The following is a 15,347-nucleotide window of genomic DNA, read 5'->3' on the forward strand; positions in this document are numbered from 1 at the left end:
CTCGCCTTGCTCATCCCTTAGGGTTGAAAGCACATCCTCTAAAGGAGGTCTTCGGTTGATGAAAGAGCGCTTCAAGAAGACACGCTGGATCAATCATGGCAACCCGCACGGACGACGGGTGAACATACGGTGGTCTGCAGCCATCACTCTCTGTGGCGCCGCGGCGGCGCTGATGCCGGCAGCGGGGATACCGTGGACGCCCACCGCCGCACTGGCGCAGGCCAAGGCGCATGCGCCGGAACGGGGTGCGGCAACCAAGGCCCGTCACGCCGCGGACCAGGTCACCATCACCTTTTACGAAGCCATGGCGGCCGCCCTCGGCAAGGAGCTGGCAAAGCTCACCGACCAGTTCGAACAGACCCATCCGAACATCAAGGTCAATCTCGTCGTGGCGCCGACCTACGCCGCGTTGCAACAAAAACTGACTGCCGCCATCGCGGCGGGAACGCCGCCGACCATTGCCCAGGTCCAGGACACGTGGGAACAGCAGTTCATCGATGACGGTCTGCTCGTGCCGCTCGGCAACCTGTTGCCGAAGAACGTGATCGCCGACATCCCGCAGGTCTGGATCGACGACAACACTTTCAATGGAAAACTCTATTCCGTGCCGTTTAACCGGTCCGACTATGTCCTCTATTACAATCTCGACGATTTCCGCCAGGCCGGCATCCAGCACCCGCCGCGGACCTGGGCGGAGCTGGAGGCCGACGCGAAGAAGCTGACCAAGAACGGCACCTACGGCCTCGGCCTGCAGGCCAACTATTATACGTTCGAGATGTTCCTGCGCCAGGCGGGCGGGCGCGATCTCGACGCCCGTAACCGCGCGGCGTTCAACGACGCGGCGGGCAAAGCGGCCTTGTCGTTCATGGTCCGCCTCGTCCAAACCGACAAGGCGGCGACCGTCATCGGCGCGAACGCGTACCTCTCCGACGGGTTCAACACCAACGCCTACGCGATGGATCTCGACACCGTGGCGTCGATGACGTACCTGACGAACCCAAATCTCCACTACGGGGTGGCGCCGCTGCCGCGCGGCAAGGTGATGGCCGTGCCGACCGGCGGGACCAACCTCGCGCTCTTTAAGTCGGCCACGAGCGCCGAGCGGCAAGCCGCCTTGACCTATATCCAATACCTCATCTCGCCCAAGAGCACCATCGACTGGGCGGAGAACACCGGTTACCTGCCGGTCCGCAAGAGCGCGCTGAACGATCCCGCCTGGAAGAAGTTCATCGCCTCCCATCCGAAGCAAGCGGTGGGACCGAATGAGCTGCCGTACGCGTTCTTCGCGCCGCGGCTGGCCAACTTCGGCGCCGGGATGACCAACGCCAGCACCCACATCGCCAACGCCGTGGCTGGCAGCGAGCCCATCGACGCGGCGCTCGCCAACATGGCCAAGGCCATCGACGACGCCTTGGCAGGCAAGTGAGAGGAGGTCCAACGCGCATGGCGCAGACGGTTTGGCGCTTTCACGGCGGCGTCGGCACCATTGGCGGCACCATCATCGAGATGCGGCACGGGGGCCATCGCTTGGTCTTTGATCTCGGCCGCCCCTTCGATCCAGCCCGGCCGGTGTTCGATGCGGTCCTGACTGCGCGGGGTGTGCGCGACCTGCAGGCGATGCGCTGTGCCCCGCGCATCCCCGGCCTCTTGACGGGGGATGAGGCGGATCCGGAGGGCGCGCAGACGCTGGTCGCCATCAGCCATCTGCATCCGGACCACACGAGTCTGTTGCCGTATCTGCGGCCGGACATCCCTGTGCTCATGCACACGGAGAGCGCGCGGCTGATGGACCTGTTGGCGGACGCTGGCCAAGGTCCCGGACGTCACCCGGCGCGGTTGACGGCGAAGAGCGGCGAGATCGTCACCTTCGGCCCGTTTCGCATCACCCTCCTTCCGGTCGATCACGACATTCCTGGCGCCTGCGGCCTGCTGATTGAAACCCCGGATCTGCGCGCCGTGTACACCGGCGACCTGCGCCTGCACGGCTGCCGCCCGGAGCAAACGCTGCAGTTCGCCGACGCCGCCTGCGCGTTCGGCCCCGACGTGCTCTGGATTGAAGGCACACGGGCGAACGAAGCCGCAGACGCGGAAAACATCCCTGAGCCGGACATCGCAGATCGGATTGCGGCGGTGTTGCGGGAAGCCCGGCACGGCGCGTACTTCACTTATTACCCGTGGAATCCGGACCGTCTGCGCGCGATGTTCACCGCTGCCCGCACGGCAGGACGCTCGGTGGTGGTGGAGCCGGAAGACCTGTATCTCTATGCGCACCTGACGGGCGATCTGCCGGAGTGCCTCATCTGGTGGCCGGCGGAGGACACGACCGAGCCTGTCCGTGCTTGGCTGCGGGAGATGCAACTGCCCGCCGTACGGCCGGAGGCGGTGCGGCGCCGGGAAAAGGACCTTCTCATCAGCATGCCGTACCATCGGTTCATCCGCTTCATCGATATCGAACCGGAGCCGGGCGGCATCTACATGCACAGCAACGGCTATCCCCTCGGTCCGTTCGATCCCGCCTGGACCAATTTCCGCCACTGGCTGGATGCGTTCCGGCTGCAACTGGTGTCCGTCTCGTCGAGCGGCCATGCCAGCCGGGAGGAGGTCATCGCGCTCGCGGAGCGGATGGCGCCCCGGCTGCTCATGCCCATCCACTCGCTGGCGCCGGAGCGGATTGACTCGCCGCGCTTGGCGCGGGTGTTGCCGGAGTACGGCGTGGCTTACTCCGTCGCCGACATCCCTGCCGGCGGCACTTCGACATCGGCAGTACGCCGATCTTGACTCGGCTGAACGGGATGTCGCCAAAGTCTCCGTTTCGATGTGCGGGCGAGGGCCTATGAACAATGCCGTGCCGCCATGGCGGAAAAAGGTCGCCGAGACCGTCAAGTCAGGCCGCCAAAGGGAGCAAACACGCGCTCTTTGGCGGCCTGACGCCGTGAAATCGCTGGCCGTCAATCTTGCTGCTCGAGTTGCAGTCGTGCCTCGATGTTGTCCACGCGGACCGTGAGATTGTCGACGCGCTTTTCGAGAACGTGCTGGCGGTAGAGCTGACTTTCGATGTGCTCGAGGTGGGTATCGACCGCATCAAATCGCACGGTGAGGGCTTGATCGAGCGCGTTGAAGCGATCTTCGAGCACGTTGAACCGGTCTTCGAGCGTTTGAAAACGGCTCTCGAGGGCGTTGAACCGGTCTTCGAGCGCATCGAATCGGCCTTCGAGGGTTTGAAATCGGCTTTCGAGCGCGTTGAAACGATCTTCGAGCGCGTTAAAGCGATCTTCGAGCACGTTGAACCGGCCTTCGAGCGTTTGAAAACGGCTCTCGAGGGCGTTGAACCGAGCTTCGAGTGTGTCGAATCGGCCCTCGAGCGCATCGAATCGGCCTTCGAGCGTGTCGAAGCGGGTATTTACATATTTCTCGAAGGATTGGAATTGGGATACGAGTGCTCTCAGCATCGCGTTTCCGTTTTCTACGTGAACACTGAGTTGTTCCACCAAGTTCTCGATGCGATCCAAGCGCTCTTCGCTCATCGGTAGCCTCCCTGAAACATCGGCAGCATGCCGGGTTCCGCCGCTTGTCCCGTGTGTTTCACCAGCATCATACCACACAGTTCGGACAAAAAACTTTCATTTTTGTGTGAACTCCTTCGCCAAGGCTTCGCGCCACCCCAACATTGGCCATGCGCCTTAAGGCGGCGTTATACTTGGATAACGGTTGGGTCCGTCTGCTCGCAGGACGACCCAGGCCTCCTCACGATACCTGTTTCCACCTGACGGCTATCCTAAAGTACGATTCATTCACAAGGGATAAGATTCGCTTCACAAGGGGGCGGCACGCGCATGAACCTCTCCGGGAACACGGTGCTCATCACCGGCGGGGCCACCGGCATCGGGCTGGGTCTCGCCGCGGCGTTTCTGCGGCATGGGAGCAAGGTCATCATCTGCGGCCGGCGCGAGCACAAGCTCCGCGAGGCCCAGGCCAAACACCCGGAACTCACCATCCGCGTCTGCGACGTGGGCAATGAGCGGGATCGCGTGGCGCTGTACGAATGGGCCGTCGCGCAGTTCCCGGACCTCAACGTGCTGGTGAACAATGCCGGGATTCAGCGTGAGATTGACTTTTCGGCTCTGGCGGAAGAGGCAGCCGAACCGGATGCAGAACCTATGGGCGGCGCGCAAGATGCGGTTCAGGCCGCCGCAACGGCCCGTCCGGCCGGTGCGTGGCAGACGGCGGAACAGGAAATTCGCATTAATCTTGAGGCGCCGATTCACCTTACGGCCCTGTTCATCCCGCACCTTATACGCCAGCCGCAGGCGGCCATCCTCAACGTCACGTCCGGGCTTGCCTTTACACCCATGGCGCGCATGCCCGTCTACTGTGCCACAAAAGCGGCCCTGCACAGCTTCACGCTGAGCCTGCGCCACCAGCTGCGCCACACCGCCGTCAAGGTCATCGAGGTCATCCCGCCCATGGTGGACACGGAGCTGGATCAAGGGGCGCGGGCGCGGCGCGGCCAGACCTACCGCGGCATCCCGGTGGACGAGTTCATCCAGGGCATCTTGCCCGGGCTCGCACAGGGCCTGCCCGAAGTCGCCTACGGCACCGCCGAACGGGCGCGCACCATGTCGCGCGCCGAGATGGACGAAGCGTTTCGGAGGATGAACGGCTGATGGGGGACGTGACTCCTGTGGACAGGCTGCCCCTCGCGTCTCCCGATCCGTGGCAAGCGCGCATGGCCCAGCTGCGCGCCCTGATGCCCGAGGTGTTCACCGAGGGCCAACTGGACCTCGCGAAGCTCGCCGCGTGGCTCAAGGCCCAACCGTCGGACGAACCCGAGCGCTACCGCTTCACCTGGGCCGGCAAGCGCGAGGCGATGCAGCACGTGCGTGTGCCGAGCACGGCGACGCTCCTGCCCGCACCGGCGGAATCGGTCCGCTTCGACGAGACGGAGAACGTCGTGATCGCAGGCGATAACCTCGAGGTGCTCAAGCTCCTGCAGAAGGCGTACTACGGCAAGGTCAAGCTCATCTATATCGATCCGCCCTACAACACGGGCCAGGACTTCATCTACGCGGACGACTTCCGCGACGGCTTGCGCCAGTACTTGCGCTACACCGGCCAGGTGGCGGACGACGGGACGCGGCTGACCACCCACGTGGACAAGGCCGGGCGGCTGCACTCGCGGTGGCTGTCGATGATGTATCCGCGCTTGTTCCTCGCTCGCAACCTGCTGGCCGAGGACGGATTCATCTGCGTCTCCATCGGGGACGAGGAGGTCCACCACCTGCGCCTGCTCATGAACGAGGTGTTCGGCGAGGAGAACCACGTCAACACCCTGGCGGTGCGCCGCTTCGACAAGAACCTGAGCCTCCAGTTTGTCGAGCGCGGCCTGCCCTCGCTCGCGGTGGGCTTTGAGTACGTCCTCGTCTACCGCCGCTCGCCGCGCGCCATGCTCAACCCCGTCTACCGGGAGGCCAGCGAGGCGCGCAAGACCAGCGGGTACTGGAAAGGGTTTTGGAACGCGGCGGATCGGCCCACCATGCGCTACGAGTTGCTCGGGGTGACGCCCACGTCCGGGCAGTGGAAGTGGAAGCGGGAGGTCGCCGAAGAGGCGGTCCGCAACTATGAGGAGTACCTGGCACACTATGCGGCGCAGATGTCGCTCGAGGCGTATTGGGAGCAGACCGGCCGCACGAAGCGGTTCATCCGCCGCAACCCGAACGGGCAAGGGATGAACCAGGGGGTCGAGCACTGGGTGCCGCCCAGCTCCGGGGTGTTGCGCACCTCCAACTGGACGGACATCCTCGCCTCCGAGTCGCTCCACGATCTCGGCATCCCGTTCGACAATCCGAAGAACCGCGCGCTCATCAAGACGCTCATCGCCATGACGTGCGATACGGGCGATCTCGTCCTCGACTTTTTCGCCGGTTCCGGGACGACCGGCCACGCGGTGATGGAGGTGAACGCGGAGCAAGGGACGAGCCACCGCTTTCTCCTCGTGCAGCTGCCCGAACGTATCGGCGGTCATGACCCGGACACCGCCGCCACCGCTGCAGCGGACGGCGCAGCGGAGGACATCTTCACGCTCATGTGCGGCCGCTTGCGGGCGGCGGGATCGCGCATCGCGGCGGGGGATGCCGGTGCGGCGGTGGATACGGGGTTCAAGGTGTTCCGCCTCGCGCCAAGCAACTTCCGTGTCTGGGACGGCGCGGCGGAGGACGCCGCGGCGCTGGCGGTGCAAGTCCGGTTGTTTGCCGATCACGTCCTGCCTGGCCGCAGCGATCTCGACATCCTGTACGAGGTGATGCTCAAAGCGGGCCTGCCGCTCACGGCGCCGGTGGCAAAGCTCTCCCTGTGCGGCGGCCGGGCGTACATGGTGGCAAACGGCGCGTTGTGTGTGTGTCTGGCCGACGAGGTGTCGGCGGCGGACGTGGAAGCCATCGCGGCGCTGCGTCCGGCGCGCGTGGTGGCGCTCGACGCCGCGTTTCACGGGCGGGACGAACGCAAACTGAACGCCAAACTGCGGCTGGAGGCGCACGGGATTGCGTTCCAGACAGTGTGAGGACCGCATGGTCAAGGAGGCACGGCGCGCGTGAAGATCCAGTTCGACCGCAACCAGTCCTACCAGCTGGAGGCTGTGGCCGCGGTGGTGGACCTGTTTGAGGGCCAGCCGCACGCGGGCGCCTCCTTCTACGTCACGTTGGGGTCCGGGTTGGGCGGCCAGCTGACGGAGCGGGGTTTCGCCAACCACCTCGCCCTCGACTGGCCGGCCATCGCAGCCAATTTGCAGCGCATCCAGGCGCGCCACGGCATCCGGCAAGACACCGTCCACCCCGGCATGGACTTTTCCATTGAAATGGAGACCGGTACCGGCAAGACGTACGTCTATCTGCGCACCATCCACGCCCTCTACACCACGTACGGCTTCACCAAGTTCGTCATTGTGGTGCCGAGCGTGGCGATTCGCGAAGGGGTCCTCAAGAGCGTGGCCATGACCAGGGAGCATTTTGCGGAGCTTTATGGGTCCTACCCCTGGGATTGTTGGACCTATGACGCCAAGCGTACCTCCGTCCTGCACCAGTTCGCCACCTCCGACAAGCTGCAGGTGCTCGTCATCAACATCGACGCCTTCAACAAGCAGGCGAACAACGTCATCCACCGCGAACTGGATCAGCTGTTCGGGCGTAAGCCCATTGAGTTCATCCAGCAGACCCGGCCCATCGTCATCTTGGACGAGCCGCAAAACATGGAGTCTGCGCAGGCACGCCAAGCCATCGCCAGCCTCCATCCGCTGTGCACCCTTCGCTACAGCGCGACGCACCGCCGCGTGTACAACCTGTTGTACCGGCTCGGGCCGGCCGAGGCGTACGCCCGGCAGCTGGTGAAGCGGATCGAGGTCAACGCGGTGCTCGACCAGCCAGACTTGCGCCGCGGGTTCATCCGCGTGGAGTCCATCACCGCCGGCAGGTCCAAAGTGGCCGCCAGGCTAACCATCGACGTGACGACAGACCGCGGTCCGGTGCGCAAGACAGTGCAGGTCAGCCGCAACGGGACGGACTTGGTCGCCTTGTCGGGCGGCCGGACCGCGTACCAAGGCTATGTGGTCGATCACATCGACGCCGCGCGCGGCCAGGTGGTGTTTACCAACGGGGTGGTCCTGCGCGTGGGCGAGACATGGGGGCCGCACCAGGACGAGGTCATGCGGGCGCAGGTGTACGAGACGGTACAGGAGCACCTGGAGAAGGAGCTCGAGGTGCTGCACGCCTTCCCGCCCGGTCGGCGCCTCAAGGTGCTGTCGCTGTTTTTCCTGGATCGCGTCGCGCACTACGCGGAGCCGGACGGCAAGGTCCGCCGCTGGTTCGAGGCGGCGTACCGGGAGCTGTCCCGACAGCCGCGGTACCGTGAACTCGGTTTGCCGCCGGTGGACAAGGTGCACGGCGGGTATTTCGCGACGGATCGCAAGGGGCGTGCCAAAGACACCTCCGGCCACAGCCAGGAAGACGAAAAGGTGTACGAGCTCATCATGAAGGACAAGGAGCGCCTGCTGTCGCTGGACGAGCCGCTGCGGTTCATCTTCAGCCACTCGGCCCTGCGCGAGGGTTGGGACAACCCCAACGTGTTTCAAATCTGCACCCTCAGCGACGCCAAATCGGAAATCCGCAAGCGCCAGGAGATAGGCCGCGGGCTGCGGCTGCCGGTGGACGAGACGGGCGTGCGGGTCATCGGGCACCCGGTCAACCGGCTGACCGTCATCGCCAACGAGTCGTACGAAGACTTCGCGCGGGCGCTGCAGACGGAGATGGAGCTGGAGACCGGCGAGCGGTTCCCGGCGCCGGACAACGCGCGCGAGCGGATGGTTGTGCGCATACGGCCTGGATTGAACGAGCACCCCGATTTCATGGCCTTATGGGACCGTATCCGCTGGAAGACGCGGTACACGGTGGCGTTCGATCCAGCCGAGCTCGCCGCCGAGGCGGCGGCGGCCTTGCGGGAGATGCCGCCGGTGGCGGTGCCGTCGGTGCGCGTGGTGAAAGGCGGGCTGGACATCACGGCGCGAGGGGTGACCACCCGGTTGCTTGGCGTACGCGAGCGGCCCCTGCCGCCGGCACCGGCGGGTGCCGGCGCGGCTCCGGCGGCCATGGCCGCGGGGGATATGGCGTTTGCGGCCCGCGCTGCATCCGCCGTGGCCGGCGTATCTCCGGCGGTGGCGCCCCATCCGGTCCCGGACCTCATCGGCTACATTCAACAGCACACGGAGCTGACGCGCCGCACCATCGCGGAGATTCTCGTCCAGTCCGGCCGCCTCGCCGACGCTTTGGTGAACCCGGAAGCCTTTCTCGATGGGGCGGTGCGGGCCATCCGCGAGGTGCTGGAGCGACACATGGTCAAGGGGATCCACTATGCACCGACCGGGGAGGCGTATCCGCCCTTTTTTTGCACGGCCGGGACAGGCGACGGCGGGTTTGCCGCAGAGGTGATCATGCACAAGTCGCGGGTCGTCGCCGTCGAGAAGTCCGTATACCCGTACCTGGAGGTGGATTCCAACATCGAGGCGGCGTTCGCCGCCGGTTTGCAGGCGCGGGAGGACGTCTTGTTCTTCGTCAAGTTGCCGCGCTGGTTCCGCATCGACACCCCGGCCGGTCCCCACACACCGGACTGGGCGGTGGTCAAACAATCACAACCCGGCGGGGAGAAGGTGTACGCGGTGTACGAGACGAAGGGGACGGTGGATCCAGCCGGCCTGCGTGGCGAGGAGCGGTTGAAGGTCCGCTGCGCCAAGGCCCACTTTGCGGCCCTTGGCGTGAAGTACCGTTTGGTCACGCGGCCGGACGAGGTGTGAAGAAAGCGTGCGCGGCACGAAGCCGTCTCTGGGACAGGCTTTGCGCCGCGCACGGGTTGGGGGATAGGTTCGTGCCGCCGGTCGCGATCCGCCGCGTGGACAGGTGTTACTTTTTCGCCGGCTTCTTGCCTGCATGCTTGGCTGTTCCATGTTTCGCCGCGCCGGACTTTGTGTTCGTCGCGCTGTGCTTGCTGCCGTGACCGGACGTGGCGGTCGTCTTCGTCGCTTGATGGCTGGCGGTTGCCTTATGATGGGCGGTCGCCGTCGCCGCTTGCTTGGCGGTTTGCTTCGGTGCCGCATCCGCCAGCGGCGCCAAGAGCGCGATGGACGTGCAGAGCGCGGCACATGCAGACGCAATCCACCACTTCCTCACCTGGCGAGACACCTCCTTTCGTGCGTCTGGGTGGGATACACGTTTGATTGTAACGCGGTGCACCCCGCCTGTCCACAAGTTCTTAAATATTTATTGATAAATAATACATGATTTCACCATATGTTCACCATAACTTTGCCGGTGTTGCCGTGAGGATGTTGGCATCGTTTCTGCACCCATCCGCGCCTTCCGTGCTATGATGTAAAGTGGAAGACAAGGACACGACATGCGATTGAGGTGCATGACCATGCTGCGCAAGGCGTGGGTCGGATGGTTGTTGGTGCTGATGAGCCTGATTTTTTCACCTTCCACCGCATGGGCGGGGAGCTTCAGCGGCGGGCACGCCAGTTTCCACAGCGGATACGGGCACGGTTGGACATTCGGATCGCATGCGGGCAGCGCGGGCAGCGTGACAGGGGCCGGATTCTCAACGTATCATTCGGGCTATCGCGGGCCGTCGTCCCGGGTCGCGCGTTCGTACACCGGCGGATACGGATACGGCGGGGCCGCCGCAAGCCGTGGCCGCAGCATCGGATCGCATTTGGCGGCGTTCGGCGCTGGGCTTTTGCTCGGCCACCTGCTGCATCCGTTCGGGTATTCGTACATGTACGGCGGCGTCTACCACAGCGTTGGCTTTTCGTTCTTCGGGTTCCTGTTGGACATCATCATCTTGGCGGTGGTCATCGCCGTCGTGTGGCGGTTGTTGTTCGGCCGGCGTTAAGGTGGCTCGTGGGCAGGCGCTCAGGTCGCGGGAGGCCGGCATGGAGGCCGCGGGCGTCCGGCGCCCAGGTGACGGAAACGCGAGGTGTCAGGATGCGGATCTTCCTTGATGAGCAGGACGTGATCGACGCGTGTTGCGTCTACGTGGCGGAGCCGAACGGCCGTTCGCCGGAAGACGTGGAGGTGGACCTGCAATACCGGGTAGGGGAAGGCGTCTTTGCATCCGCCCGGTTCCGGTTTGGCTGGGCGGAGCATCGCCTCTCGGAACAGGACATCCGGGATGCGGTGGTGTATTACCTGGCGAATTACCACAACTTCGTGCCGGAACAGTTGCTCGTGGATGTACAGTTCAGCCCGCAAACGGGCGTCGCGGCGGATGTGGTGGTTCGGTTATGATTTGAACTTTGCGGTGGCCATGCTGCGGGCCAACTGATACACGACGTATTGATTCAGGCTGACATTTTCGCGCTCGGCTGCTTCCGCCAAGGCGCGATGCAGCGATCTTGGTATGCGCACCACGAAGCGCCCGGAGTAATCGTCGTTTTGTTGAGGCTCCGGTATATCCATGCCTTCTTCCAACGCAGTTTCGATCCACGCCCGTTTGGCATCTTCTATCATTTCGTAAGCTTCCTGAATGGTGTCCGCTTGGGTCAAACATCCAGGCAGTTCCGGGATTTCGACGACGAAGCCTCCTTCTTGGGCGGGGTACAAAACAATCCGGTAAGGGAGCTTCATGTAGTATTCTAAGTTTTTCTGTTGACTCATGGCCCTTCGCCTCCTTCAAGCAGTTCCATGGCACGCTCGACATAGATCTGTTTCACATAGGGTTTGTGGTATGGAACCACAAGCACTTGCTTACCCCGATAGTATCATATGCAGTATCATGGAGCAATATTCAATCGGACGTAAAGTGTCTTTGCAATACCCGGAAGCGGGCTGCGGGACAACGGATACACGACGTATTGATTCAGGCTGACATTTTCGCGCGCGGCGGTTCGCCCGGTATGAAATGAACCGCAATCTCCACACTAATGCCGTATACGGCACGGGTGGAGGGAGCATGGTTGTTCAACAGGCAAGCACGGGTTTGTGTCGTCACCGGGGTCTTTTTCTTTGCTTGGATGGTATCCGGATGCGCGCAGGGGCAGCCGAATGCTGCGGACCAACACCCATCGCAGCCGCACCACTCAGCGCCGGGCGGACCTGCCGGTGCTGCGGCGAGCACCGCACGTACCCTGCGATCTGCACCGGCGGCACCGACCGCACCGGCCACGCCGGCCGTACCGGTCAAGGTGTTGGGCCTGCGGAAGTTCCCCTATCCTTACCAGGCGATGCTCGCCATTTCCTCGGACGCAGACCACGAGACGCTGCGCAAATTCAACCTGATTCACCAGTTTCTCAACACGACGAAGATGACGCCCATGGGACGCGGATTGGGCCTGGATGTGGCGGATTCGTTTTTCATGTACAACGCCTCCAATCTGCCCGGAGCCATCGACTACGACGGAACGCCGATTCATGGCGAACTGTCGTACTTTCGCGGGACGAGCGGCGAGGTGTTGGACGGCCGCATCATCGACCGTTACATCCACTGTGGTTGGATGGACACCATGCACACGTACGGCGATTTCAGCATGCGGGATCCGCGGCAGACCATGTTCCGCCGTACCCTGGCGGCGCAGGCGCTGGCCACCCTGCGCGCGCACCACGACTTCGTCACCGTATGGACCGATCACGGCAATCCTTCGAACGTGGACAACTTTGGTTCGTACGGGGTGCGACGTTTCTTTCGGTATCAGCAGGGCGCCAATCCGAACTCCCCCTATTACCACACGGACCTGCTCATTCCGTACGGCGTTCGCTTTGTCTGGTCGGATCAACAAAGCGACGTGTTTGGACACGACTCCATGCTGTATCCCATTCGGTTGCCCGACGGGCGCCGGGTATGGGGCTTTTGGCGCTATACCATCCTTGGCTATACGCGCCATCACCGCTCGGAATGGGTGTGGTCGGTGGATCACCTCAGCCAGCAGTTGAGCCTGGCCAACCTGCGCAGCATCGAGCGCCGCCATCAGTACGCCATCCTTGCCCAGCACCTGTGCGCGGACAACGAGGTGCGGCCGTTGCCGGAGAACGGAATTTCCGCGTTGCGGATGTTGGCGCATGAGTACCGAAGCGGTCGGATTCTCGTCGCGCGCACCAGCCGGCTGCTGACCTATAACTTGGTGCAGCGCTGTCTGCGGTATTACGTGACGCAGGAAAACGGCTTGGCCGTCATCCACGTGACCGAAGTGGCGGACCCTGTCTTTGGTACACGCCCCGCCACACTCGCCGATCTCCGGGGTGTCACGTTCTACACCACGGATCCAGCGCGCACCCAGATCCGCATTTGGAACGTGCCGCTGGCTGATTCGTTGCTTGCGCGCAATCCTTCGGACGGATATGCTCCGAGCATCATGGTGAAGTGGTATCCGGAGGATCATCGGGATTACAGTGGGTGGACGTAGACCTCGATAAAACAGCAGAAATACAGCAGATTTCCCGCAAACGTTATACTCGGCGACCCGGCCAAAACAGTTTTTTGTGTATGATTTATATGATTGTTTTCAAGGAGGAGCCCAGGCGTTGATTGGAAGAAAATCCATCGTACGATTCACTGCCGTCATCATGGTGGCTTGTGTCGTCGCCCGGCCTGCTCAAGCGGCCGCGCAGGAGGCGGTGGTAGAGCATACGCCCAAGGATTTTACGCAATTTTACAACACAGTTGTGGCAAAAAAGACAGCGCAATCCACCACGGTGACGGTCAACGGCCAGCAATTCCCGCTCTCATTTTACAAGGACCCGAAGACCGGTGTCGTCTACGTGTCACTGCAGGATCTCGCCAAGGCAACTGGCGGTTCACTGAGTCAGCATGGGATCTCCATCTCGGCGGTCCTGGGGAGCAACAGATACTCCATGACGGTCGGAAGTAGGACGGTCACCTGTGCCGGCAAGGATCTTCCGTTGCCGAGCGGCAAGGTGGTCAAGTTGGGTGGCCGGATTCTCATTCCGGAAGGCTGGGTACCGATTTTGCTGAAAGGGGCGAAGGTAAACGCAAGAACCTTCGCAGTCACGTACAGCACGTTACAGCATCAGAAGAGGCAGACTCAACAACAGACGGGTGAGGTCCGTCGACAATCGAGTCAGCCCCAGCATCACCCCGCAGCAACGTCCTGGTTGCCGCTCAGTCACTACGTCCCCGACGATCGGTTTGCGTATGATGTCGTCAAGGAAATTTCCGATCCGAAGTACAAAGGTCGTCAACCGGGAACCCAAGACTACACTGCCGCCGCGCAGTACGTGGCCAAGGTGTTTCAGCAGCTCGGCCTGGTCCCGGTCGGGGATTCCGGCTCCTTCCTGCAGGCGTACCGGACAGGTCTGGCCTGGTTCGCGGCGATGCCGACCCTTACAGTAAACGGTAAGCATCTTACATTCTTGCATGATTTCAAAGTTCACGGGATGTCGGACTCGGGCACGCTGACCGGTGATGAGGTTGTCTATGTGGGAAACGGCTACTCCTCTGACTACGCGGGATTGGACGTGCGGGGTAAGATCGTTGCATTCACCGACGACACGACGGGGGCGGGATCGCCGACTGGAGTGATTGATCGCGCTGAGTACGCCAAAAGTCAGGGTGCGTCCGGCGTGCTCATCATCTCCGGAGCCATGTACCCCATCAGCAGCTTCGAGCGTCCGTTGCGGTACGAGAACAGCGGCGTGCTGGCGTTCTACATTTCGCCTGAGGTCGCGAAAAGCGTGGGGATCAACCTTTCCTCACCGTCTCCGCAGACCGTATTCGCGAAGGTCCAGGGGACCGTACAGATCACGCGGGTCCCGGACCAGATTTCGTACAACGTCCTCGGCATGATCCCAGGCAAAGACCCATCTCGCACGGTGATGGTCGAAGCCAACCTCGACGGTTACGGGGCGCTCCCCGACGGAACGGTGTTCCCCGGCGCGAGCGCGGACTCCTCGGGCGTGGGCGACCTTGCCGGACTGGCCGAGTACTACCGTAGCCTGAAGACGCAGCCGGACGTCAACATTCTGTTCGCCGCCATCGGGAGCGAGTGCTATGACCGCGCGGGGATCCGGTGGTTCCTGCAGCACCGGGGGAACGTCGGCCAAATCGTGGCCGATATCAACCTGTATGATGTAGGCGGTACTGAGGACCAGAAATACCTCGCCGTCAACAGCAAATACACTCAACTCGACGCAGCGGCCAAGTTCGCCGTGAAGCTCGACCCCAACCCCGACCAGGAGGTCCACGACGCCGACGCAGACACGGCGGCACTTTACAACTTCGACAACGCCCAGATGGACGCCGCTGGGATTCCGAACGTGTTCATCCGCACCTGCGAGTCGACCGAGGACGCGGCAACCGACACGTTCTCCAACATCAAGCAGAAGTCCCTGCGGAACTCCATGGCCATCGCGAAGCAGTTGATCTTCTACCTGTCGGCGGTGACCGACCCGCCAGCGGCGTTCGATCCATCCAAGGTGCAGCAAGTGAACGTCCCGGAAGTCGGCCACACGATGTCGATGGTCGAGACCTCGCATTTCCAAGTTTATTATGAGCCGCAGTTCGCCCAGGCCATCCCAGGCTTGGTTCCGATGCTCGACCAGTTGTGGGACGAGGATGAGTGGTGGAACTACAATCCGAATATCGCACGCAAGATTCGGATCTACCTTGTGACCTCCTCTAAAGAGGGATGGGCGACCGCACACCGCACGTCCGAATCCACAAACGAGATGACCGGCGGGATCCAAAGTCCCGGCAATTACAGTGTAAGCGTCGTCATGCCGGGCGGGGCGTGAGCGTCAAATAGCGCACACCTGGCGTCAGTCCGTCTTCTGCGAGATGATCCCCTCCAGAATCCAGTC

General features: G+C 62.8%; 12 protein-coding genes. 9 read left to right on the plus strand and 3 right to left on the minus strand.

Features of this window, described 5'->3' with window-relative positions; all coding sequences use genetic code 11:
- The first annotated feature begins 58 nt into the window (after window positions 1-58).
- Window positions 59-1,426, plus strand: a complete 1,368-nt coding sequence (locus IEX97_RS10260; RefSeq protein WP_229776804.1) for an ABC transporter substrate-binding protein — start codon at window positions 59-61, stop codon at window positions 1,424-1,426.
- Window positions 1,427-1,443: 17 nt separating this feature from the next.
- Window positions 1,444-2,778 (plus strand): MBL fold metallo-hydrolase, encoded by a 1,335-nt coding sequence (locus tag IEX97_RS10265; RefSeq protein WP_188882822.1) that lies wholly within the window; start codon window positions 1,444-1,446, stop codon window positions 2,776-2,778.
- A gap of 170 nt (window positions 2,779-2,948) precedes the next feature.
- Here the strand turns inward: IEX97_RS10265 and IEX97_RS10270 are convergent, their stop codons facing one another.
- Window positions 2,949-3,524, minus strand: a complete 576-nt coding sequence (locus IEX97_RS10270) for a hypothetical protein (RefSeq protein ID WP_188882824.1) — start codon at window positions 3,522-3,524, stop codon at window positions 2,949-2,951.
- A 309-nt stretch (window positions 3,525-3,833) separates the two neighbouring features.
- Between IEX97_RS10270 and IEX97_RS10275 the strand changes: the two genes are divergently transcribed.
- Genes IEX97_RS10275 through IEX97_RS10285 form a run of 3 tightly spaced genes read left to right on the plus strand, consistent with a single transcriptional unit; the run spans window position 3,834 to window position 9,334 of the window.
- Entirely contained in the window at window positions 3,834-4,664 is an 831-nt protein-coding gene (locus tag IEX97_RS10275; protein ID WP_188882826.1) for an SDR family oxidoreductase, read from the plus strand.
- Window positions 4,664-6,556, plus strand: a complete 1,893-nt coding sequence (locus IEX97_RS10280; protein WP_188882827.1) for a site-specific DNA-methyltransferase — start codon at window positions 4,664-4,666, stop codon at window positions 6,554-6,556. The genes IEX97_RS10275 and IEX97_RS10280 overlap by 1 nt, the downstream gene beginning before the upstream one ends.
- 30 nt (window positions 6,557-6,586) lie before the next feature.
- Window positions 6,587-9,334: a restriction endonuclease gene (locus IEX97_RS10285; protein WP_229776802.1), complete on the plus strand. Its 2,748-nt coding sequence runs from the start codon at window positions 6,587-6,589 to the stop codon at window positions 9,332-9,334.
- A 106-nt stretch (window positions 9,335-9,440) separates the two neighbouring features.
- Here the strand turns inward: IEX97_RS10285 and IEX97_RS10290 are convergent, their stop codons facing one another.
- Window positions 9,441-9,707: a hypothetical protein gene (locus tag IEX97_RS10290; protein WP_188882828.1), complete on the minus strand. Its 267-nt coding sequence runs from the start codon at window positions 9,705-9,707 to the stop codon at window positions 9,441-9,443.
- A gap of 226 nt (window positions 9,708-9,933) precedes the next feature.
- Between IEX97_RS10290 and IEX97_RS10295 the strand changes: the two genes are divergently transcribed.
- Together IEX97_RS10295 and IEX97_RS10300 are read left to right on the plus strand one after the other, a co-directional pair.
- Complete coding sequence (locus IEX97_RS10295; RefSeq protein ID WP_188882830.1) at window positions 9,934-10,428, plus strand: hypothetical protein; 495 nt, start codon at window positions 9,934-9,936, stop codon at window positions 10,426-10,428.
- 92 nt (window positions 10,429-10,520) lie between these two features.
- Window positions 10,521-10,823: a DUF2653 family protein gene (locus tag IEX97_RS10300; protein ID WP_188882831.1), complete on the plus strand. Its 303-nt coding sequence runs from the start codon at window positions 10,521-10,523 to the stop codon at window positions 10,821-10,823.
- Here IEX97_RS10300 and IEX97_RS10305 read toward each other — a convergent pair.
- Window positions 10,818-11,192 carry a type II toxin-antitoxin system HicB family antitoxin gene (locus tag IEX97_RS10305; protein ID WP_188882833.1) on the minus strand — a complete coding sequence of 125 codons (375 nt, stop codon included), beginning with the start codon at window positions 11,190-11,192 and terminating at the stop codon, window positions 10,818-10,820. The two genes, IEX97_RS10300 and IEX97_RS10305, sit on opposite strands and share 6 nt — an antisense overlap.
- A gap of 299 nt (window positions 11,193-11,491) precedes the next feature.
- Between IEX97_RS10305 and IEX97_RS10310 the strand changes: the two genes are divergently transcribed.
- On the plus strand, window positions 11,492-12,934 hold the full coding sequence (locus IEX97_RS10310; protein ID WP_188882834.1) for a hypothetical protein: 1,443 nt from the start codon (window positions 11,492-11,494) through the stop codon (window positions 12,932-12,934).
- 118 nt (window positions 12,935-13,052) lie between these two features.
- On the plus strand, window positions 13,053-15,281 hold the full coding sequence (locus tag IEX97_RS10315; RefSeq protein WP_188882835.1) for a M28 family peptidase: 2,229 nt from the start codon (window positions 13,053-13,055) through the stop codon (window positions 15,279-15,281).
- The last annotated feature ends 66 nt before the right edge of the window (window positions 15,282-15,347 follow it).

The organism is Paenalicyclobacillus cellulosilyticus (assembly GCF_014647315.1).
Taxonomy (GTDB): Bacteria; Bacillota; Bacilli; order Alicyclobacillales; family Alicyclobacillaceae; genus Alicyclobacillus_J; species Alicyclobacillus_J cellulosilyticus.

What these genes read in the sequence shown, in the direction of transcription:
- IEX97_RS10260 (WP_229776804.1), top strand. Translation starts at nt 59, where the DNA reads ATGAAAGAGCGCTTCAAGAAGACACGCTGGATCAATCATGGCAACCCG.
- IEX97_RS10265 (WP_188882822.1), top strand. Translation starts at nt 1,444, where the DNA reads ATGGCGCAGACGGTTTGGCGCTTTCACGGCGGCGTCGGCACCATTGGC.
- IEX97_RS10270 (WP_188882824.1), bottom strand. Translation starts at nt 3,524, where the DNA reads ATGAGCGAAGAGCGCTTGGATCGCATCGAGAACTTGGTGGAACAACTC.
- IEX97_RS10275 (WP_188882826.1), top strand. Translation starts at nt 3,834, where the DNA reads ATGAACCTCTCCGGGAACACGGTGCTCATCACCGGCGGGGCCACCGGC.
- IEX97_RS10280 (WP_188882827.1), top strand. Translation starts at nt 4,664, where the DNA reads ATGGGGGACGTGACTCCTGTGGACAGGCTGCCCCTCGCGTCTCCCGAT.
- IEX97_RS10295 (WP_188882830.1), top strand. Translation starts at nt 9,934, where the DNA reads ATGCGATTGAGGTGCATGACCATGCTGCGCAAGGCGTGGGTCGGATGG.
- IEX97_RS10300 (WP_188882831.1), top strand. Translation starts at nt 10,521, where the DNA reads ATGCGGATCTTCCTTGATGAGCAGGACGTGATCGACGCGTGTTGCGTC.
- IEX97_RS10305 (WP_188882833.1), bottom strand. Translation starts at nt 11,192, where the DNA reads ATGAGTCAACAGAAAAACTTAGAATACTACATGAAGCTCCCTTACCGG.